Origin of the sequence: Pseudomonas sp. MWU13-2517 (genome assembly GCF_023242545.1) — a bacterium.
Taxonomy (GTDB): domain Bacteria; phylum Pseudomonadota; class Gammaproteobacteria; order Pseudomonadales; family Pseudomonadaceae; genus Aquipseudomonas.
In genome coordinates this window covers 74,239-94,868 of the sequence record NZ_JALMFA010000021.1, presented here as the reverse complement: position 1 = coordinate 94,868, position 20,630 = coordinate 74,239, and the positions used below count along the sequence as shown (strand labels likewise).

General features: G+C 59.7%; 15 protein-coding genes. 14 read left to right on the top strand and 1 reads right to left on the bottom strand.

Annotated elements, in window-relative coordinates; translation table 11 throughout:
* The first annotated feature begins 206 nt into the window (after positions 1-206).
* The 14 genes from dksA to M5B97_RS25465 all read left to right on the top strand — a co-directional run bounded on the left by dksA (position 207) and on the right by M5B97_RS25465 (position 19,639).
* On the top strand, positions 207-650 hold the full coding sequence (gene dksA / locus M5B97_RS25530) for an RNA polymerase-binding protein DksA (RefSeq protein ID WP_123715869.1): 444 nt from the start codon (positions 207-209) through the stop codon (positions 648-650).
* An 84-nt stretch (positions 651-734) separates the two neighbouring features.
* Positions 735-1,622 (top strand): tRNA glutamyl-Q(34) synthetase GluQRS, encoded by an 888-nt coding sequence (gene gluQRS, locus M5B97_RS25525; RefSeq protein WP_248733034.1) that lies wholly within the window; start codon positions 735-737, stop codon positions 1,620-1,622.
* A gap of 62 nt (positions 1,623-1,684) precedes the next feature.
* Positions 1,685-1,861 (top strand): hypothetical protein, encoded by a 177-nt coding sequence (locus tag M5B97_RS25520; protein WP_003176118.1) that lies wholly within the window; start codon positions 1,685-1,687, stop codon positions 1,859-1,861.
* Positions 1,845-4,799: a sensor histidine kinase gene (locus M5B97_RS25515; protein ID WP_167659704.1), complete on the top strand. Its 2,955-nt coding sequence runs from the start codon at positions 1,845-1,847 to the stop codon at positions 4,797-4,799. Before M5B97_RS25520 ends, M5B97_RS25515 begins: the two co-directional genes overlap by 17 nt.
* Positions 4,800-4,821: 22 nt before the next feature.
* Entirely contained in the window at positions 4,822-6,261 is a 1,440-nt protein-coding gene (locus M5B97_RS25510) for a sigma-54 dependent transcriptional regulator (protein ID WP_248733033.1), read from the top strand.
* A gap of 710 nt (positions 6,262-6,971) precedes the next feature.
* Complete coding sequence (locus M5B97_RS25505; protein WP_123715865.1) at positions 6,972-8,360, top strand: polynucleotide adenylyltransferase PcnB; 1,389 nt, start codon at positions 6,972-6,974, stop codon at positions 8,358-8,360.
* Between the two features lie 2 nt (positions 8,361-8,362).
* Positions 8,363-8,860: a 2-amino-4-hydroxy-6-hydroxymethyldihydropteridine diphosphokinase gene (gene folK, locus M5B97_RS25500; RefSeq protein WP_248733032.1), complete on the top strand. Its 498-nt coding sequence runs from the start codon at positions 8,363-8,365 to the stop codon at positions 8,858-8,860.
* Between the two features lie 214 nt (positions 8,861-9,074).
* Positions 9,075-9,875, top strand: coding sequence for a 3-methyl-2-oxobutanoate hydroxymethyltransferase (gene panB / locus M5B97_RS25495; RefSeq protein WP_123715863.1), 801 nt, complete (start codon positions 9,075-9,077; stop codon positions 9,873-9,875).
* Positions 9,872-10,723 carry a pantoate--beta-alanine ligase gene (panC, locus tag M5B97_RS25490; RefSeq protein WP_248733031.1) on the top strand — a complete coding sequence of 284 codons (852 nt, stop codon included), beginning with the start codon at positions 9,872-9,874 and terminating at the stop codon, positions 10,721-10,723. The genes panB and panC overlap by 4 nt, the downstream gene beginning before the upstream one ends.
* Before the next feature lie 214 nt (positions 10,724-10,937).
* The gene (gene pgi / locus M5B97_RS25485) at positions 10,938-12,602 is read left to right on the top strand and encodes a glucose-6-phosphate isomerase (RefSeq protein ID WP_248733030.1); all 1,665 of its coding nucleotides are present in this window, start codon (positions 10,938-10,940) and stop codon (positions 12,600-12,602) included.
* Positions 12,603-12,706: 104 nt separating this feature from the next.
* Complete coding sequence (acs, locus tag M5B97_RS25480; protein ID WP_123715860.1) at positions 12,707-14,644, top strand: acetate--CoA ligase; 1,938 nt, start codon at positions 12,707-12,709, stop codon at positions 14,642-14,644.
* A 16-nt stretch (positions 14,645-14,660) separates the two neighbouring features.
* On the top strand, positions 14,661-15,530 hold the full coding sequence (locus tag M5B97_RS25475) for an oxygenase MpaB family protein (protein WP_123715859.1): 870 nt from the start codon (positions 14,661-14,663) through the stop codon (positions 15,528-15,530).
* Between the two features lie 71 nt (positions 15,531-15,601).
* Positions 15,602-16,618: a class I SAM-dependent methyltransferase gene (locus M5B97_RS25470; protein WP_248733029.1), complete on the top strand. Its 1,017-nt coding sequence runs from the start codon at positions 15,602-15,604 to the stop codon at positions 16,616-16,618.
* An 87-nt stretch (positions 16,619-16,705) separates the two neighbouring features.
* Positions 16,706-19,639, top strand: a complete 2,934-nt coding sequence (locus tag M5B97_RS25465; protein WP_248733028.1) for a DUF748 domain-containing protein — start codon at positions 16,706-16,708, stop codon at positions 19,637-19,639.
* A gap of 224 nt (positions 19,640-19,863) precedes the next feature.
* Here M5B97_RS25465 and M5B97_RS25460 read toward each other — a convergent pair whose 3' ends face one another.
* Positions 19,864-20,463, bottom strand: coding sequence for a BON domain-containing protein (locus tag M5B97_RS25460; RefSeq protein ID WP_248733027.1), 600 nt, complete (start codon positions 20,461-20,463; stop codon positions 19,864-19,866).
* Between the last annotated feature and the right edge of the window lie 167 nt (positions 20,464-20,630).

Here is a 20,630-nt window from a genome sequence, read left to right as displayed (position 1 = left end):
AGGACTAAAATCAATATTCGAGACGATTCACACCCAGTCACGGCGGGCTGCTGCTATTTGCTCCCGTGCGATGGGCCTCGACAACCGGGAGTGGCGCACCCTGAATCTATCTGGTAAGTTCGCCCGCTTGCAGCCGCAGGGCCGGCAGGTGTCGGTGACGTTGCAATCCTGCGCAATGGATTAGAAGAGTGAGAGGCGGTCTATTCATGTCCACCCAAGCAAAGCAACAACAATCCTCAGCCCTCAGCGGCTTCACACCTTATGTTGAGACAAAAGGTGAGGAGTACATGAGCGAGCCCATGCGCAAGCACTTCTCCAATATCCTGAAGAAGTGGAAGCAGGACTTGATGCAGGAAGTCGACCGTACGGTTGACCACATGAAGGACGAAGCAGCCAACTTCCCGGACCCGGCCGACCGTGCCAGCCAGGAAGAGGAATTCGCCCTCGAGCTGCGCGCCCGCGATCGGGAACGCAAGCTCATCAAGAAAATCGACAAGACCCTGCAACTGATCGAAGACGAGGAATATGGCTGGTGCGAATCCTGCGGTGTCGAGATCGGTATTCGCCGCCTGGAAGCTCGCCCTACTGCGGACCTCTGCGTAGACTGCAAGACCTTGGCTGAAATCAAGGAAAAACAGGTCGGCAAGTAATTCCTGTCGGGCTGAACGAATGGAGCGTGCGAACGCTCCATTTTTGTTTCTGGGCTTTACCTACTTTCCAGTAATATCAGGCCCATGACAGCCTCTACCTATATCGGGCGCTTCGCCCCCACGCCCAGCGGCCATTTGCATTTTGGCTCCCTGGTTGCAGCCCTCGCCTCCTACCTCGATGCTCGCGCCAACCATGGCCGCTGGCTGATGCGCATGGAAGATCTCGACCCCCCGCGTGAAGAGCCCGGCGCCCAGGCGGCGATTCTGCATGCCCTGGAAAGCTACGGTTTTGAATGGGATGGCGAACTGGTCCGACAAAGCGAGCGGCATGATGCTTACGCCAAAGTGTTGAATGATATGTTCAACCACGGCTTGGCGTACGCCTGCACCTGCTCACGTAAACAGCTGGAAAGTTACAACGGGATTTACCCTGGCTTGTGCCGCAATGCGGGTCACGATCAGCAGGACGCCGCTATCCGTTTGCGTGTTCCAGAACTGGAATACCACTTTACCGACCGTGTACAAGGCGAATTCCGACAACACTTGGGTCGCGACGTAGGCGACTTCATCATCCGTCGCCGCGACGGCCTGTATGCCTACCAATTGGCCGTGGTGCTCGACGACGCCTGGCAAGGGGTAACCGATATTGTGCGCGGCGCCGACCTGCTCGACTCCACACCGCGCCAACTGTATCTGCAAGAGTTACTGGGCCTGCGTCAACCGCGCTACCTGCATGTGCCACTGATCATCCAGCCGGACGGTAACAAGCTGGGCAAATCCTACCGTTCCCCGCCGTTGGCACCCGACCAGGCCACGCCTTTGCTATTGAGAGCGTTGCGTGCCCTTGGCCAGCAACCGGGCGACGAACTGCTTCACGCCAGCCCCCGGGAGCTGCTGGATTGGGGCATTGCACACTGGGACGCCGCAAGGATCCCGCGCACACTCACGCTGGCCGAGGCGCAATTGAGCTGAAGGCGCTTGCAGCTTGCCAGCCATCCGTTACCATCGCCGCACGTTTTCACTCAGAGGCCAACATGTACATCTATCGATTGGTCCTGCTGCTGGTCGTCGGGATCTACCTGTTTTCCCCCGCCATCATGGATTGGTGGATCGACGCCACGGGCGCCTGGTACCGCCCTTATCTGCTGTGGCTGATCCTGATCGTCGTGACTTTCATCCTGCAGAGCCAAAAAGATGCCGATGAGCTTTAGCCTCACCCAGATGCTGTTGATCAGCGCCGCCTACCTGGCGGCGTTGTTCGGCGTCGCCTGGATCAGTGAGCGCGGAATGATTCCGCGGGCGATCATTCGCCATCCGCTGACTTACACCCTGTCCCTGGGCGTCTATGCCAGCGCCTGGGCCTTCTACGGCACCGTGGGCCTGGCCTATCAGTACGGTTATGGCTTCCTCTCCAGCTACCTCGGGGTTTCCGGCGCTTTCCTGCTGGCGCCCGTGTTGCTGTACCCGATCCTGAAAATCACCCGTACCTATCAGTTGTCATCCCTGGCAGACCTGTTTGCCTTCCGCTTTCGCAGCACCTGGGCCGGCGCGCTGACCACCATTTTCATGCTGATAGGCGTCCTGCCCTTACTGGCCCTGCAAATCCAGGCGGTGGCCGACTCCATCAGCATCCTGACCCGCGAGCCGGTGCAGCATCGAGTTGCCCTGGCCTTCTGCGCGCTGATCACCCTGTTCACGATTTTCTTCGGCTCGCGCCATATCGCCGCGCGTGAAAAACATGAAGGCCTGGTATTCGCGATTGCCTTTGAGTCAGTCATCAAGCTGATCGCCATCGGCGGCGTCGGCCTCTATGCGCTGTATGGCGTGTTCGACGGGCCGCAACAGCTGGAACTGTGGCTGTTGCAAAACCAGACCGCCCTCGCCGCCCTGCACACACCCTTGCAGGAAGGCCCGTGGCGCACCCTGCTGCTGGTGTTCTTCGCCTCGGCGATCGTGATGCCGCACATGTACCACATGACCTTCACCGAGAACCTCAACCCGCGCTCACTGGTCAGTGCCAGTTGGGGCTTGCCGCTGTTCCTGTTGCTGATGAGCCTGGCGGTACCGCTGATCCTGTGGGCCGGCCTGAAACTGGGGGCCACCACCAATCCGGAATACTTCACCCTCGGCGTCGGTATCGCCGCGAATAACCCGGCCCTGGCGCTACTCGCCTACGTTGGCGGTTTATCGGCGGCCAGCGGTCTGATCATCGTCACCACCCTGGCCCTCTCGGGGATGGCGCTCAACCATCTGGTACTGCCGCTCTACCAGCCGCCCGCCGAAGGCAATATCTACCGCTGGTTGAAATGGACGCGCCGCGCACTGATCGTGGCCATCATCATGGCCGGCTACGGTTTCTACCTGCTGTTGGGCGCCGGCCAAGACCTGGCCAACCTCGGGATCGTCGCGTTCGTCGCCACCTTGCAGTTCCTGCCGGGCGTGTTGTCGGTGCTGTACTGGCCGACGGCCAATCGCCGTGGCTTTATCGCCGGGTTGCTGGCAGGCATCCTGGTGTGGATCGTCACCATGTTGTTGCCATTGGTCGGCAACCTCCAGGGGTTCTACATTCCGCTGCTGAACATGATTTACGTGCTGGACGACACCAGTTGGCACATGGCGGCGATCGCATCCCTGGCCGCCAACGTGCTGATGTTCACCCTGATCTCACTGTTCACCAACGCCAGCCCCGAAGAAACCAGTGCCGCCGAGGCCTGCGCAGTCGACAACGTGCGCCGCCCGCAACGCCGCGAGCTGCACGCCGCCTCACCCCAGGAGTTCGCCACGCAACTGGCCAAGCCCCTGGGTGCCAAGGCGGCACAGAAAGAAGTCGAACAGGCGTTGCGCGATCTCTACCTGCCGTTTGACGAGCGCCGTCCCTATGCGCTGCGCCGCCTGCGTGACCGTATCGAAGCCAACCTCTCCGGCCTCATGGGGCCGAGCGTGTCACAGGACATGGTAGAAACGTTCCTGCCCTACAAGGCAGGCGGCGAAAACTACGTCACCGAAGACATTCACTTCATCGAGAGCCGACTGGAGGATTACCACTCACGCCTCACCGGCCTCGCCGCTGAACTCGATGCGCTGCGTCGCTACCACCGCCAGACCCTGCAGGAGCTGCCGATGGGCGTGTGCTCTCTGGCCAAGGATCAAGAGATCCTGATGTGGAACAAAGCCATGGAAGAACTCACCGGCATCGCCGCCCAGCGGGTGGTGGGTTCGCGCTTGAATACCCTGGGCGAGCCGTGGAAAGAACTGCTGCAAGGCTTCATCGACCTGCCCGACGAGCATTTGCACAAGCAGCACCTGGCGCTCGACGGCCAGACCCGCTGGCTCAACCTGCACAAAGCGGCGATTGACGAACCCCTCGCCCCCGGCAACAGCGGCCTGGTGCTGCTGGTGGAAGACCTGACCGAAACACAGATGCTCGAAGACAAGCTGGTGCACTCCGAGCGCCTGGCCAGCATCGGCCGACTGGCGGCGGGTGTGGCCCACGAAATCGGCAACCCGATCACCGGTATTGCCTGCCTGGCGCAGAACCTGCGGGAGGAGCGCGAGGAAGACGGTGAAATCACCGAGATCAGCGGGCAAATCCTCGAACAGACCAAACGTGTTTCGCGCATCGTGCAGTCGCTGATGAGCTTCGCTCACTCAGGGGCTCATCAGAACCAGGATGAAGCCGTGTGCCTGGCCGAAGTGGCGCAGGATGCCATTGGGCTGCTGGCCTTGAACCGGCGCAATTTCGAGGTACAGTTCTTCAATCTATGCGACCCCGATCACTGGGTCGACGGCGACTCCCAACGCTTGGCGCAGGTGCTGATCAACCTGCTGTCCAATGCCCGTGACGCATCACCGGCCGGCAGCGCGGTACGTGTCAAGAGCGAGGCTTTCGAGCATACGATCGATCTGATCGTGGAAGACGAAGGCAGCGGCATTCCACAGAACATCATGGACCGATTGTTCGAACCTTTCTTCACCACCAAGGACCCAGGTGAAGGTACCGGTCTGGGCCTTGCACTGGTCTATTCCATCGTTGAAGAGCATTATGGACAAATCACCATCGACAGCCCGGCTGACACCGAAAGCCAACGCGGCACCCGTATCCGGGTGACCTTGCCGCGTCATGTCGAAGCGACGTCCGCTGTGAACTGAGACCGTCGAGAGAATTGAATCAATGCCGCACATTTTGATCGTCGAAGACGAAACCATTATCCGCTCTGCCTTGCGTCGCCTGCTTGAACGTAATCAGTATCAGGTCAGCGAAGCCGGCTCGGTGCAGGAAGCGCAAGAGCGGTTCACTATTCCCACGTTCGACCTGATTGTCAGCGACCTGCGCCTGCCGGGCGCACCGGGTACCGAGCTGATCAAGCTGGGCCAGGGCACTCCGGTGCTGATCATGACCAGCTATGCCAGCCTGCGTTCGGCGGTCGACTCCATGAAGATGGGCGCGGTGGACTACATCGCCAAGCCCTTCGATCACGACGAGATGCTCCAGGCCGTGGCCCGCATCCTGCGTGACCATCAGTCGGCTGGCAGCGCACCGACCGAACAGCGTCCCACCGGCAAAGCCGCCAACGGCGCGGACAAGCCTGGGGTCGACAACAGTAATGGCGAGATCGGCATCATTGGCTCGTGCCCACCGATGCAGGATCTTTACAGCAAGATCCGCAAAGTCGCGCCTACCGACTCCAATGTGTTGATCCAGGGCGAATCGGGCACCGGTAAAGAACTGGTGGCCCGTGCGCTGCACAACCTGTCCAAGCGCGCCAAGGCACCGATGATTTCGGTGAACTGTGCGGCGATCCCCGAATCCCTGATCGAGTCCGAATTGTTCGGCCACGAAAAAGGCGCGTTCACCGGTGCCAGCGCCGGGCGTGCTGGCCTGGTGGAAGCAGCGGACGGCGGCACCCTGTTCCTCGACGAAATCGGCGAACTGCCCCTGGAAGCCCAAGCGCGATTGCTGCGGGTACTGCAGGAAGGCGAGATTCGTCGTGTAGGCTCGGTGCAATCACAAAAGGTCGACGTGCGACTGATTGCAGCCACTCACCGTGACCTCAAGAGCCTGGCCAAGATCGGCCAGTTCCGCGAAGACTTGTACTACCGCCTGCACGTTATCGCCCTCAAGCTGCCGGCGCTACGCGAGCGTGGTGCCGACGTCAACGAGATCGCCAACGCGTTCCTGCTGCGCCAAAGTGCGCGCATCAACCGTACCGACCTGAAGTTTGCCGCGGACGCCGAACAGGCGATTCGGCATTACTCGTGGCCGGGTAACGTGCGCGAGCTGGAAAACGCGGTGGAGCGTGCGGTGATTCTGTCGGAAAGCCCGGAAATTTCCGCTGAGCTGCTGGGCATCGATATCGAACTCAGTGATCTGGAAGATGACGACTTCCTCGAGCTGGCGCCACAGCAGGGCGGCGGTAGCAATACCAGCCATGAGCCGACGGAAGATTTGTCACTGGAAGACTACTTTCAGCATTTCGTTCTTGAGCATCAGGACCACATGACTGAGACCGAGCTGGCCCGCAAGCTTGGCGTCAGCCGTAAGTGCCTGTGGGAACGGCGCCAACGCCTGGGCATTCCACGGCGCAAGACCGGGGTAGCCAGCGAAAGTTGAAGGTGCGTGCCTGCGGGTAACACCCTCAGATGTGAAAAAACTGTTACCTCAGAATTTTTACGTAACAAAAGCCGGGGCTTACGGTAACGAAGCCCCGGCTTTTTTTCGCCCGGAAAAACCTTCGAAACCCCTCATCCCCCCGGTTTTGCTGGGCGGTGCAAAAGTTGGCACGCACCCTGCTATATGCTTAGTACAAAAACAATAACAAGCTTTGTACAAGACAATAAAAATAAGACGAATCGACTCACGCATAACAAAAACAACACGGCGGAGGCGCAGCTAACTGATTCTTTTGGAGAGGCGTTGCATTTGGGGCTTGCCCCGCAACCAGGCCGAGAACAACAAAAACTGCCCTAAGGCAGAGCCTGAACTGGTTGGATCATAGATCAGCAACACAGCGACCAAAGCAATCCGTTTGCTCTTGGCTCCCGATTGGGAGTGTCAGGAAGGTGAAGCTTCCTGGCGAGGGCGATCAACAAAAACAAGAAGCCCGAAACCAATAATAAAAATAGAGCACGCAACTACTTCTGGGGGAGCTTCGGCTCCCCTTGTAGTTTCTGGCATTTCGATTGAGCGATTTGGCGATTTAAAGCTAATGGCGCAAGGCCGCAGCTTGTTCCTACACCATCCCCCGACTAAATGCTAGAATCCCCGCCCATCATGCGGTCATTCTTCGTTATGGCCGAACATTCCTTCAAACAGTGCATCCCATGCTGAAGAAGTTGTTCCAGTCATTCCGTTCTCCCTTGCGTCGTACGCAACACAAACGCAGCACGCCTGAAGTGCTCAATAGCAGCCAGCATTCGCTGCAGCGCGCTCAATTCAGCCGTTATGCAGTGAACATCGTCGAACGTTTACAGAACGCCGGCTACCAGGCTTATCTGGTGGGCGGGTGCGTGCGCGACATGCTGCTCAATATCACGCCCAAGGACTTCGACGTCGCCACCAGTGCCACGCCTGAGCAAGTGCGCGCCGAGTTTCGCAATGCGCGAATCATTGGCCGCCGCTTTAAACTGGTGCACATCCACTTTGGTCGCGAGATCATCGAGGTCGCGACGTTCCGCGCCAATCACCCGCAAAACGATGAGGAAGAAGACACCAACCAGTCTTCCCGCAACGAGAGCGGGCGCATTCTGCGGGACAATGTCTATGGCACCCTGGAAGAAGACGCGCAACGCCGCGACTTCACCATCAACGCCTTGTATTACGATCCGGTCAGCGAGCGCATTCTCGATTACGCCAATGGCGTACACGACATTCGCAACAACCTGATTCGCCTGATCGGCGATCCGGTTCAGCGCTACCAGGAAGACCCGGTACGTATGCTGCGAGCGGTGCGGTTTGCCGCCAAGCTGAACTTCGGTATCGAGAAGCACACCGCCGCGCCAATTCGCGAGCTGGCGCCGATGTTGCGCGAGATTCCTTCCGCGCGCCTGTTCGAAGAAGTACTCAAGCTGTTCCTCTCGGGCTACGCCGCCGATACGTTTGAAATGCTCGTCGACCTGCAGTTGTTCGATCCACTGTTCCCGGCCAGCGCCGAGGCTTTGGAATACAACCCGACATACACCCACACACTGATCAGCGAAGCGCTGATCAACACCGACCTGCGCATCAAGCAGAACAAACCGGTGACCCCGGCGTTCCTGTTTGCCGCCCTGCTGTGGCCTGCCCTGCCCAAACGCGTATTGCGCCTGCAGGACCGAGGCATGCCACCGATTCCTGCCATGCAGGAAGCCGCTCACGAACTGATCGCCGAGCAGTGCCAGCGCATCGCCATTCCGAAACGCTTCACCATGCCGATCCGCGAGATCTGGGACATGCAGGAGCGCCTGCCGCGCCGCAGCGGCAAACGCGCCGACCTGCTGCTGGACAACCCACGTTTCCGTGCGGGCTACGACTTCCTGCTGCTGCGCGAAAGCGCTGGCGAACAGACCGACGGACTGGGCGAATGGTGGACTGACTATCAGGACGCCAATGACAGCCAGCGTCGCGACATGATTCGCGACCTCGGCAGCAAAGGCGAGGGAGAAGGCCCGAAAAAACGTCGCCGCAGCGGTACTAAACGCAAGCGCAGCGGCGCCGACGCTTCAGGCGAATAAACGTGGAGCGGATCTACATCGGCATGGGCAGTAACCTCGCTGCCCCGCAACAGCAACTGCGCAACGCCGTCCAGGCGTTGGCGCTGTTACCCGGCACGACCCTCGCAGGCGTATCGGCGTTCTATCAAAGTGACTCCCTGCTCCCGGGCCAGCCGCGCTACACCAATGCGGTTGCGGCCCTGGACAGCCGCCTGGCGCCACTGGAGCTGCTCGATGCGCTGCAAGCCATCGAGAATGACCAGGGCCGCGAGCGCCTGGAACGTTGGGGCCCGCGCACCCTGGACCTGGACATTCTGCTGTTTGGCGATCGCCTGATCGACGAACCTCGCCTGAAGGTACCGCACTACCAGATGCAGTTGCGGCCGTTCGTGCTCTACCCCTTGGCCGAGTTGGCACCCGCCGACCTGCAGCTGCCTGACGGTCGGCGACTCGGCACCTTGCTTGAAGCCTGCCCGTTTGTCGGCCTGGAACGCCTGGCTGCGGCTGAATCGCATCAGTAACACGGGTAACACCCCACTCGTAACAATGCGGTAACACATCCAATTGACTTCCCGTGTCCTCCTCACGACTATAGGCGTCCAGCTGCCGTCAACCCGGCACTGAAGGGCGCAATCCAGGCCATATAAGCACTGCTCTCAAGACAGTGCGCCTGTATAAACGAAGACTCACGCGCGTTACTCGCTGTTTCCAAGCGCCTGAACGAGGACCCTTTTCATGCCAAGCATTACCCTGACCACCTTGCAGAGCCTCAAGCTCAAGGGTGAAAAAATCACCATGCTCACCTGCTACGACGCCACCTTCGCCCACGCCAGTTGCCAGGCCGGGGTCGAGGTGCTGTTGGTAGGCGACTCCCTGGGCATGGTTCTTCAAGGGAATGACAGCACACTGCCTGTTACCACCGATGAACTCGCCTACCATACCGCCAGCGTCAAGCGCGGTAATGACGGTGCGTTCATCATCGCCGACTTGCCGTTCATGGGTTACGCCACCACCGAGCAGACCTTCCAGAACGCCGGCAAACTGATGCAAGCCGGTGCGCATATGGTCAAGATCGAGGGCGCCGTATGGCTCGCCGACTCGATCCGCCTGCTGGCTGAGCGCGGCGTTCCGGTGTGTGTGCACATGGGCCTGACGCCGCAGTCGGTGAATATCCTCGGCGGCTACAAGGTACAAGGCCGCAATGAAGCCCAGGCGCGCCAGATGCGCGCCGATGCCATTGCCCTGGAACAGGCCGGCGCAGCCATGATCCTGCTGGAATGCGTGCCAAGCGAACTCGCCGCAGAAATCACCCAAGCCGTCAAAGTGCCGGTGATCGGCATTGGTGCCGGGTCCGCGACCGACGGCCAGGTACTGGTGGTGCACGACATGCTTGGCCTGTCCATAAGTGGCCATGTGCCAAAGTTCGTCAAAAATTTCATGGCCGGCCAGGACAGCATCCATGCAGCACTGAGCGCTTACGTCAGCGAAGTCAAAGCTGTCACTTTCCCAGGCGCCGAACACGGATTCTCTGCATGAACACTGTAAAGACCGTACGTGAACTGCGGGCCGCCGTGACTCATGCCCGCAGCGCCGGCAAGCGCATCGGCTTTGTGCCGACCATGGGGAACTTGCACAGCGGCCATGCCACCCTGGTAACCAAGGCCGCCCAGCAGTCGGACTTCGTGGTCGCGAGTATTTTCGTCAACCCGCTGCAATTCGGCGCCGGCGAAGATTTGGACAAATACCCTCGCACCCTCGCCGCCGATCAGGAAAAGCTGCTGCAAGCCGGCTGCAACCTGCTGTTTGCGCCTACCGTCGAGGAAATGTACCCAGGCGGCATGACGGGCCAGACACGCGTCAGCGTCCCCCAGTTGTCCGAAGGCCTGTGCGGCGCCAGCCGTCCCGGGCACTTCGAAGGTGTGGCGACGGTAGTCAGCAAGCTGTTCAACATGGTCCAGCCGGACATCGCCGTATTTGGTCAGAAGGACTACCAGCAGTTGGCCGTGATCCGTGCCATGGTCCATGACCTGAACATGCCGATCCAGATCATCGGCGAGCCCACCGTGCGTGCCGAAGATGGCCTCGCGCTGTCTTCGCGCAACGGTTATCTCACCGACGAGCAGCGCGCCATTGCCCCGGTGCTTTATCGCAGCCTCAGCCAGATTGCCGCGTCGATCAAAGCCGGTGACCACGACTTCGCCAAGCTGCGTGCCGAACAGGTGCAGCAGATCGAAGCCGCAGGTCTGCGCATGGACTACCTTGAAGTGCGCCATGGCGTGAATCTGCGCCCCGCCACGGCCGAGGATCGCGATGTGGTGATTCTGGTAGCCGCCTACCTGGGCGCCACTCGCCTGATCGACAACCTGCATTTGACCCTCAACTGAATACCTTCAGTTGCCCTCCCCGCTGTGCCGGTATAAAAAAGTACCGGCTACAGCGCAGACAAAGCCAAGACATATCGACACGCTAGGTTTAATGTAATCGCCCTGCGCTCTTGGTTAGCGCTGTCCGGCATCGGCCACTTGATCAAAGACAGGACGTTCCGGACTTTGAAGTGTCCTAAAGGCAGTCCCCGTAATAAAAAGGAAACCCGCAGCGATGGCGTACTACCGCACTCCCCATGACGTTACCGCTCTGCCCGCCTGGCAAGCGCTCAATCAACATCGCCAAGCCATGCAGGATTTCAGCATGCGCGAGGCATTCAATGCCGATCCCCAGCGCTTTTCCCAATTCACGTTGAGCAGCTGCGGGCTTTTCCTCGATTACTCGAAAAACCTGATCACCCGCGAAACCCGTGACCTGCTGGTAGGCCTGGCCAACGAAGTCGGCCTCAAGGATGCGATCAACGCGCTGTACGCCGGTGAGCCGGTCAACTCGTCCGAAGGCCGTCCTGCCCTGCACACCGCGCTGCGCCGCCCGGTGGGCGACAAATTGTCGGTCAATGGCGTGAACATCATGCCGGACGTGCACAAGGTGCTGAACCAGATCACTGACCTGGTCGGCCGTATCCACGACGGCCTGTGGCGTGGCTACACCGAGAAGCCCATCACCGACGTGGTGAACATCGGCATCGGCGGCTCGTTCCTCGGCCCGGAGCTGGTCTCCGAAGCGCTGTTGTCCTACGCCCATAAAGGCGTGCGCTGCCATTACCTGGCGAACATCGACGGCAGCGAGTTCCACGAGCTGACCATGAAGCTGCGTGCCGAGACCACGTTGTTCATCGTTTCGTCGAAATCCTTCAACACCCTTGAAACCCTGAAAAACGCCCAGGCCGCCCGCGCCTGGTACCTGGCCCAGGGCGGTTCGGAAGCCGAGCTGTACCGTCACTTCATCGCCGTATCGAGCAACAACGCCGCGGCCGTGGCTTTCGGTATCCGCGAAGAAAACATCTTTCCGATGTGGGACTGGGTCGGCGGCCGTTACTCGCTGTGGTCGGCCATCGGCTTGCCAATCGCCCTGGCCATCGGCATGTCCAACTTCAAGGAACTGCTGTCCGGCGCCTACACCATGGACCAGCATTTCCAGAACGCTCCGTTCGAAGCCAACATGCCGGTGCTGCTGGGCTTGCTGGGCGTGTGGTACGGCAACTTCTGGGGTGCGCAGAGCCATGCGATCCTGCCGTACGACCACTACCTGCGTAACATCACCAAGCACTTGCAACAGTTGGACATGGAATCCAACGGCAAGAGCGTGCGCCAGGACGGCACACCGGTGTCGACCGATACCGGCCCGGTGATCTGGGGTGGCGTAGGCTGCAACGGTCAACACGCCTACCACCAGTTGCTGCACCAAGGGACCCAACTGATCCCGGCCGACTTCATCGTGCCGATCGTCAGCTTCAACCCGGTGTCCGACCACCATCAGTGGCTGTATGCCAACTGCCTGTCCCAGAGCCAGGCATTGATGCTTGGCAAAACCCACAGCGAAGCCGAGGCCGAATTGCGCGAGAAGGGCATTCCGGAAGCCGAAGTGCAGAAGCTGGCCCCGCACAAGGTGATCCCGGGCAACCGCCCAAGCAACACGATCGTGGTTGAACGCATCAGCCCGCGCCGCCTGGGCGCACTGGTGGCGATGTATGAACACAAAGTGTTTGTGCAGAGCGTGATCTGGGGCATCAACGCCTTCGACCAATGGGGCGTGGAACTGGGCAAAGAGCTGGGCAAGGGCGTGTACAACCGCCTGACCGGCACCGAAGAGACCTCGGCCGAGGACGCTTCGACCCAGGGCCTGATCAACTATTTCCGTGGTCGTCACCGCGGCTGATACAGGGCGTACAGGGCCAACGTCCACTTGGACGTTGGCCTTGAACCCTCCGTCCACAGGGCGCATCTTTATGACTTGTAGCAAAACAAGAATAAGGAACGCTCATGTTCGATATCAGCCTGTATCCCAACGCCGATGCCGTCCGCCGGGCTGCGCAACTCAGTCAGGAGGACTACCAGCGCCTCTATCGTCAATCCATCGAGCAACCCGATGCCTTCTGGGCTGAACAAGCCAAGGGCTTTCTCGACTGGATCGCCCCCTGGCATACCGTGCACAGCGCCGACATCAGCACGGGTGCCGCCCAATGGTTCGCCGGCGGCCAACTGAACGTCAGTTACAACTGTATCGACCGCCACCTGGCCGAACGTGCCGACCAACCGGCCTTCATCTGGGAAGGCGATGATCCTTCACACTCTTCCAAAATTACCTACCGCCAACTCCACCAGAACGTCTGCCGCCTGGCCAACGTACTGAAAAGCCGTGGCGTGAAGAAAGGCGACCGGGTATGCATCTATATGCCGATGATTCCGGAAGCGGCCTACGCCATGCTGGCCTGCACGCGAATCGGCGCCGTGCACTCGGTTGTGTTTGGGGGGTTCTCGCCAGATGCCTTGCGCGACCGCATTCTCGACGCCGACTGCCGCACCGTCATTACCGCCGATGAAGGCGTGCGTGGTGGTAAGCCGATTGCATTGAAAAAGAACGTCGACAAAGCCCTGGCCAGTTGCCCGAACGTCAGCACGGTATTGGTGGTACAGCGCACGGGCGCGGCCGTGAGTTGGAGCGCAGGCCGTGACCTTGCGTACCAGCAAGCCCTGGATGCAGCCAGAGATGACTGCCCGCCCGAGCCGATGGATGCCGAAGACCCGCTGTTCATTCTCTACACCTCCGGCAGCACCGGTAAACCCAAGGGCGTGCTGCACACTACCGGCGGTTACCTGTTGCAAGCGGCGATGACCTTCAAATACGTACTGGATTACCGCGATGGCGAAGTGTTCTGGTGCACCGCCGACGTGGGCTGGGTCACCGGGCACAGTTACATCGTGTATGGCCCGCTGGCCAATGGCGCTACCTCGTTGATATTCGAAGGTGTGCCGAGTTATCCCAACAGTTCGCGCTTCTGGCAGGTGATCGACAAACATCAGGTCAATATCTTCTACACCGCACCCACCGCGCTGCGCGCACTGATGCGTGAGGGCCACGGCCCGTTGGAGAACACGTCACGCGCCAGCCTGCGCTTGCTGGGCAGCGTCGGCGAACCGATAAACCCGGAAGCCTGGGATTGGTATTTCAATGTGGTGGGAGAGCAGCGCTGCCCGATTGTGGATACCTGGTGGCAGACCGAAACCGGCGGCATCATGCTCAGCCCGTTGGTCAGCGCCCAGCGTGTCAAACCCGGCTGTGCGACCCAGCCATTGTTCGGCGTACAGCCCGTACTGCTGGACGAGCACGGCAAGGAATTCAGCGGCGCCGGCAGTGGCATACTCGCGATCAAAGCCAGTTGGCCAGGGCAGATCCGTAGCGTCTACGGCGACCCGCAGCGCATGATCGATACCTATTTCAAACCTTACCCCGGCTATTACTTCACCGGTGACGGTGCACGACGCGATGAAGATGGCGACTATTGGATCACCGGGCGCATCGATGACGTGATCAATGTGTCCGGCCATCGGATCGGCACCGCCGAAGTGGAAAGCGCTCTGGTGCTGCACGACCAAGTGGCCGAGGCCGCCGTGGTGGGCTACCCCCATGACCTCAAAGGCCAAGGTATCTACGCGTTCGTCACGCCAATGAATGGCGTCGAGCCCAGTGATGCGTTGAAGAAACACTTGCTGGATCTGGTCAGCCAGGAAATCGGCAGCTTTGCCAAGCCGGAACTGATCCAATGGGCGCCAGCCTTGCCGAAAACCCGCTCGGGCAAGATCATGCGACGCATTTTGCGCAAGATCGCCTGCAACGAACTGGACAGCCTCGGTGATACCTCTACCCTGGCCGACCCCAGCGTTGTAGACGGCCTGATCGACAAACGCCTGAACCGATAGGAAACCCCGAGTCGCCATGGAATTTATCCGCAGCCGTATCGAAACCCAGCTGATGAGCCTGACCGGCCTGTCGCTGGGCCAGTTGGACCTGGAAAACCCCAAGGGCGATCCCGGCCTGTTCGGGCCGGACTCGGTGAGCTGGCAAGTGCATGGCGACTTCTGCAGCATGCTCATCGGCGGCATCACTGCGTTGATGCTGCAAGCCTTGCACCCACTGGCGCTGGCCGGTGTGTGGGACCACTCGAATTTCCGCCAGGACATGCTCGGGCGCCTGCGTCGGACCTCGCAGTTTATTTCCGGCACTACCTTCGGCTCGCGTAAGGATGCCGAATGGCTGATCGAAAAAGTGCGCACCATCCACCTGCAAGTGGTCGGGCATGCCCCGGACGGGCGACCCTATGCGGCCAGCGACCCAGAACTGCTGACCTGGGTGCATGTGGCTGAGGTCAGCAACTTCCTGGCCGCGCACCTGCGTTATCGCAACCCGCACCTATCGGGACGGGATCAGGATCGTTATTACAGCGAAATCGCCCTGGTAGCCGAACGGCTGGGGGCGAGGCATGTGCCACGTTCACGGCAGGAAGTCTCGGATTACCTGGCACGCATCCGCCCGCAGTTGCTGTGCGACGAGCGCAGCCGCGAAGTGCTGCGTCTGCTGGTCAATGCGCCCGCCCCAAGCACCCTGGCCAAACCCTTTGGCAGCCTGATGATGCAAGCCGGGATCGACCTGCTGCCGGACTGGGCCAGTGCCTTGCTTGAGCAACACCAGACCCCGTTGCAACGTCAGCTGATTCGCGCCGGGGTCAAGCGTAGCGCGCCGTTGCTGCGTTGGGCGATGCGCAATGGTTCTGTGCAACGTGCCCATCGGCGGATGGGGCTGATGTAGGCTGGCGCCTATAGCTGTTAAACTCCGCGCCCACCTTTACCCTCTCTTATCCAGCACGCAAGGCGCGTTCCATGTCCTCCCTGAATCAGGCGCTGCGCGCCGCCCTCGATCAACGCCAAGACCTGATCAATGAGCTGCACGCCCAAGGCACTGACTGCTACCGGTTGTTCCACGGCAGCCAGGAAGGCGCTGGCGGCCTGACCATCGACCGCTACGGCCCGCAATTATTGGTGCAGAGTTTTCACCAGCCCCTGGAAACAGCTGACCTGCTGGACGTGCATCAACTGATCAACCAGTTCATGGGCCTGGAGTTGCTGCTGGTGTACAACGACCGCTCCAGGGGCAACTCGCGGATCGACCGCGAAGACACGGTGTACCGCGCTGAGTCTGCAGCGCTGGAAGATCTGGTCGGCCATGAGTGGGGGCTCAATTACCGCGTACGCGGGCGCCACGCCGGGCAGGACCCGCTGCTGTTTCTCGACTTGCGCAATACCCGCGGCTGGGTCAAGGCGCACAGCGCCGGCAAGAGCGTGCTGAACCTGTTCGCCTACACCTGCGGCGTAGGCTTGAGCGCAGCCGCCGGGGGCGCGCGCGAGGTGTGCAACCTGGACTTCGCCGAGGGCAACCTGGCGGTCGGTCGTGAAAACGGCCTGCTGAACCCCGAACTGCCCACAATGCAGTTCGTGCAGTCCGATTACTTCCCGGCGATTCGCCAACTGGCGGGTTTGCCGATCACCCAGCGCCGTGGCCAAAAACTGCCGAGCTACCCACGCCTTGAGCAGCGCCAATATGACCTGGTATTACTCGACCCTCCGGCCTGGGCCAAGAGTGCTTTCGGTACCGTCGACCTGTTGCGTGACTATCAAAGCCTGCTCAAGCCTGCGCTGCTGTCCACCGCCGACAACGGCGTGCTGATCTGCTGCAATAACCTGGCAAAAGTCAGCATGGGTGACTGGCGCGAACAGGTGCTGCGTTGCGCCGAAAAAGCCGGGCGTCCGGTACGCGACTGGCAGATCATGACGCCGGGGGCGGACTTTCCCTCGCAGGACCAACAGCCGCCGCTGAAGACTTTGATCCTGCAATTGTAAGAGTTATCCCACCCCCCCCGGTTCTTCGGAACCGAAATCCCGTGCCATACTCCAAGGCACTCTCGTTCGATATAGATGCCGCCGCCCATGCCCAAAGGATTGATTCGCGCCATCGGCGCCGTGTTGACTGCTCTTGCTCTGTACAGCCTGCTCGGCTTCCTGATTTTGCCCGGTATCGCCCTTCGGGTTGCCAATCAACAGTTGGCCAACTACGCCACGGTGCCGGCACGTATCGAGCGCATCGAACTCAACCCGTTCAGCCTGGAAGTCACGGCATGGGGCCTGCAGATCGGTGAACCCGGCAAGGAACAGGTGGGTTTCGAACGTCTTTACGCCAACCTGCAGATCGACAGTCTCTGGACCCGCGCTCTGCACCTGGCGGATGTACAGCTGGACAAGCCCAAGACCGAGTTGCTGTTCGACAAGTCCGGCCAACTGAACCTGGCGCAGTTGTTCAAACTGCCGCCGAGCGAACCAACCCCGGCCGACCCAAACGCCAAACCCTTCCCTTTGCGTATCGACAGCATCAAGTTGGCGCGCGGTTATGTGCACTTTCAAGACCTGCGCCCCAGCGAGCCCATCGAGTTCCTCTACGACAAACTCGACTTCGAGCTGAAAAACCTCAGCACTTTGCCCGAAGACAACGCCAACATGACCTTGGTGGCCGCCGGTCCTCAAGGCGGGCAGATTGACTGGAAAGGTAATTTCAGCCTGATACCGATCACGTCCCAGGGCACACTGAAAGTCACTGATGGCAAGATGAAAGCCTGGTGGCCCTATGTACGTGACGCCTTGCCGCTGGTGCTTGAAGACGGCGTGCTCAACTTCAGCACCGATTACACGTTCAGCCTGGCCAAGGAAACCGAACTGAACCTGACCAATACCGCCGCCAGCATCGCCCCCTTTGCGATCAAGGCGCCGGACGGCCGCCCGTTGGCACGCCTGGAACGCCTGGACGTCAGCGAAACCACGGTAGACCTGGCCAAGCAGCAAGTGGTGGTCGGCAAGATCCGTAGTAACAAGCTGGAAACCTGGGCCGCCCGCGAGGCCGATGGGCAACTGGACTGGCAGAAACTGTTCGCCGGCCAACCGGCCAAACCAGCCAAGGCACCGGAGCCGAAGACCGCGCCGGCCACTGCCGACTCGCCAAAAGCTGAAGCCGCGGCCCCGAGCAAACCCTGGCAAGTACTGCTCAAGGACGTGCAGTTGCGTAATTACCAGGTGCACTTGGCTGACCGCGCGGCCAAGCCTGCGGTAGCGCTGGAGCTGGGCCCGCTGAATGTCGATATGCAGAACTTCGACAGCCTCAACCAGAGCCCCTTCACCCTGAAGGTCGACTCCGGCCTGGGCAAGCAAGGCAAGATCCAGGCAACCGGCGAGGTCAACCTCAACCCCGTCAGCGCCAGGCTGAAAGTGGACACCCAAGACATAGACCTGCGGGTTGCCCAGTCCTATATCAGCCCATTCATTCGCTTGGAACTGCGCAGCGGCATGCTGGGCAGCAACCTTGATGTGAACCTCAAAAGCACCGAACCACTGGCGTTGCAAGTCACCGGTCGCGCACAAGTCGACCAGTTGCATACGCTGGACACCCTCAAGACCCGAGACTTCCTCAAGTGGCAGCGCCTGGTACTGGAAGGCGTGAACTATCAGCACGGCCAGAGCCTGTCGATCGACAAGGTCAACCTGCTGCAGCCCTATGCACGCTTTATGATCAACGATGACCGCACCACCAACATCGACGATTTGCTGATTCCACAACCGGCCGGCAGCGGCACCAAGCCCACCACCAAATCGGCGGCGAGCAACGAGAAGCCACTGGGCATTCATATCGGACAAATTGCGATCAACGATGGCTCGGCCAACTTTGCCGACTTCAGTCTCACACCCAATTTCGCTACCGCCATTCAACAGCTGAACGGGCAGATCGGCACCATCGACAGTCGCCAAGCCAAACCGGCCAGTGTCGATATCAACGGCAAGGTTGACCGCTACGCGCCAGTGACCATCAAAGGCAGCGTGAATCCATTTGACCCGATGGCGGCGCTGGATATCGCCACCAGCTTCAAACGGGTCGAGCTGACGACGCTGACGCCCTACTCGGGCAAGTTCGCCGGCTTCCGCATTCGCAAGGGCCGTCTGAACCTGGACCTGCACTACGTGATCACCAAAGGCCAATTGAAAGCCGAAAACAAAGTGGTCGTCGAACAACTGCAACTGGGTGAGAAAGTCGACAGCGCCGATGCCGTGGACCTGCCGATTCGACTGGCGATTGCGTTGCTCAAAGACAGCGACGGCAAAATCTCTATCGAACTGCCGGTGAGCGGTGATTTGAACAACCCGCAATTCAGCGTAATGCCGATTGTGTGGCAGACCCTGCGCAACTTGGTGGTACGTGCGGCGACAGCGCCATTCAAATTCATTGGTGGGCTGATTACCGGGGGTGGCTCGGAAGACCTCAGCAGTGTGTCTTTCGCGGCGGGTTCCAGTGAGTTGAGTAAAAACGCAGAAGACGCCCTGAACACGTTGGCCAAGGCACTTAAAGAGCGTCCTGCGCTGCGCCTGGAAATCGAAGGCACGGCGGCAGCCAGCAGCGATGGTCCGCTCCTTGCGGCCCAACGCCTGGAGCGTGAATACCAATACAACTACTACAAGATGCTGCAACGCCGTGGCGACAAAGTCCCGGCCCAGGCCTCGTTGCTGGTTGTACCGGAGAAGGAAAAGGCGCCATTGCTGGAAGGCATCTACCGCACACGCTTGAAACAACAACCGCCGGCTGAATGGAAAGACCTGAGCGGTGATGACCGTACGGCGAAGCTCAAAGACGGTGTAATCAAGTTCTGGAGCACCAGTGACGTGCTGCTGCGCCAACTGGGTCAGGATCGGGCCGGCGCCATCAAGGACTACCTGGTGGATAAGGCGAAACTGGAGGATGACCGCGTTTACTTCATTGATGCGCAATTGGGGCAGGCTGAGAAAGATGGTCGTGTCATCACCCCCATGCATCTGGATGCTGAGTAACCCGCGACGGACAACCGATGGGGGAGCGGGCAAGCCGCCTCCCCTTTCTTCTCCGTGTGCTTTCTAGATATTTCTGCCCCCAAATAAAACAGGCCCCGGCACAAGTGCCGGGGCCTGTAATGACCACATCCGTGTGGTCGATCGCATGAACGCCAGAGGTGCATTAGGTGGATAGCTGACTCACCCTAAGCCGCCGCCGTCCAGTTCAGACGAAAAAATGTGCGTTACTCTGCGTGCAGGCCAGCAGCCGAAACAGATTTCACGCCTTTGATTCTCTTGGCAATGTTCACCGCGGTGGTTTTCTGAGCTTCGGTGATCGCTACAGTCGACGACAGGGAAACTACGCCGTTGTTGGTTTCGACTTTGATGTCGGTGCCAGGAATGCCTTTCTCGGTAACCAGGTCAGCTTTTACTTTGGTAGTGATCCAGGTATCCGAAGTCCCTTCCTTGGCTTTGTCGATATTGTCGGCTTTGACAGCACCGCCAGCCAGCAGGCCATCAGCGGAAACCGCTTTTACGCCTTTGATTTTCTTGGTGATTGCTACTGCAGTTTCTTTCTGCGCGTCAGAGATAGCGACTGTCGAGGACAGGGAAACCACGCCTTTGTTGGTTTCAACCTTGATGTCCGAACCAGGAATGCCTTTCTCGGTCAGCAGGTCAGCTTTTACTTTGGTGGTGATCCAAGTATCCGAGGTGGACTCTTTAGCCTTGGTCACTTCACCAGCTGCCAAAGTCATCGGGGCCTGGGAAGTCTGAGCAAAGGCTACGTTAGCACCCATGGCCAGGGTCAGAGCGGTAGCAGTAGCGAGAGCGAACTTCTTCATACGAGTAACTCCTGTTTTATTAAAAGTCTGCAGCGTGTAGACCTTGATGCTGCAGCGTTAACAGGGATATTGCAGGCAGTGTGCCAACTCAGAATCAGAACTAAACCTTTTAAAATCAATAACTTATAAAAATTGCCCATTTTCGGAATCGTGCAACTTGCATGAAC

What these genes read in the sequence shown, in the direction of transcription:
- panC (WP_248733031.1), top strand. Translation starts at nt 9,872, where the DNA reads ATGAACACTGTAAAGACCGTACGTGAACTGCGGGCCGCCGTGACTCAT.
- M5B97_RS25515 (WP_167659704.1), top strand. Translation starts at nt 1,845, where the DNA reads ATGCCGATGAGCTTTAGCCTCACCCAGATGCTGTTGATCAGCGCCGCC.
- dksA (WP_123715869.1), top strand. Translation starts at nt 207, where the DNA reads ATGTCCACCCAAGCAAAGCAACAACAATCCTCAGCCCTCAGCGGCTTC.
- pgi (WP_248733030.1), top strand. Translation starts at nt 10,938, where the DNA reads ATGGCGTACTACCGCACTCCCCATGACGTTACCGCTCTGCCCGCCTGG.
- M5B97_RS25510 (WP_248733033.1), top strand. Translation starts at nt 4,822, where the DNA reads ATGCCGCACATTTTGATCGTCGAAGACGAAACCATTATCCGCTCTGCC.
- M5B97_RS25460 (WP_248733027.1), bottom strand. Translation starts at nt 20,463, where the DNA reads ATGAAGAAGTTCGCTCTCGCTACTGCTACCGCTCTGACCCTGGCCATG.
- M5B97_RS25465 (WP_248733028.1), top strand. Translation starts at nt 16,706, where the DNA reads ATGCCCAAAGGATTGATTCGCGCCATCGGCGCCGTGTTGACTGCTCTT.
- panB (WP_123715863.1), top strand. Translation starts at nt 9,075, where the DNA reads ATGCCAAGCATTACCCTGACCACCTTGCAGAGCCTCAAGCTCAAGGGT.
- M5B97_RS25520 (WP_003176118.1), top strand. Translation starts at nt 1,685, where the DNA reads ATGTACATCTATCGATTGGTCCTGCTGCTGGTCGTCGGGATCTACCTG.
- M5B97_RS25475 (WP_123715859.1), top strand. Translation starts at nt 14,661, where the DNA reads ATGGAATTTATCCGCAGCCGTATCGAAACCCAGCTGATGAGCCTGACC.
- acs (WP_123715860.1), top strand. Translation starts at nt 12,707, where the DNA reads ATGTTCGATATCAGCCTGTATCCCAACGCCGATGCCGTCCGCCGGGCT.
- M5B97_RS25505 (WP_123715865.1), top strand. Translation starts at nt 6,972, where the DNA reads ATGCTGAAGAAGTTGTTCCAGTCATTCCGTTCTCCCTTGCGTCGTACG.
- M5B97_RS25470 (WP_248733029.1), top strand. Translation starts at nt 15,602, where the DNA reads ATGTCCTCCCTGAATCAGGCGCTGCGCGCCGCCCTCGATCAACGCCAA.
- gluQRS (WP_248733034.1), top strand. Translation starts at nt 735, where the DNA reads ATGACAGCCTCTACCTATATCGGGCGCTTCGCCCCCACGCCCAGCGGC.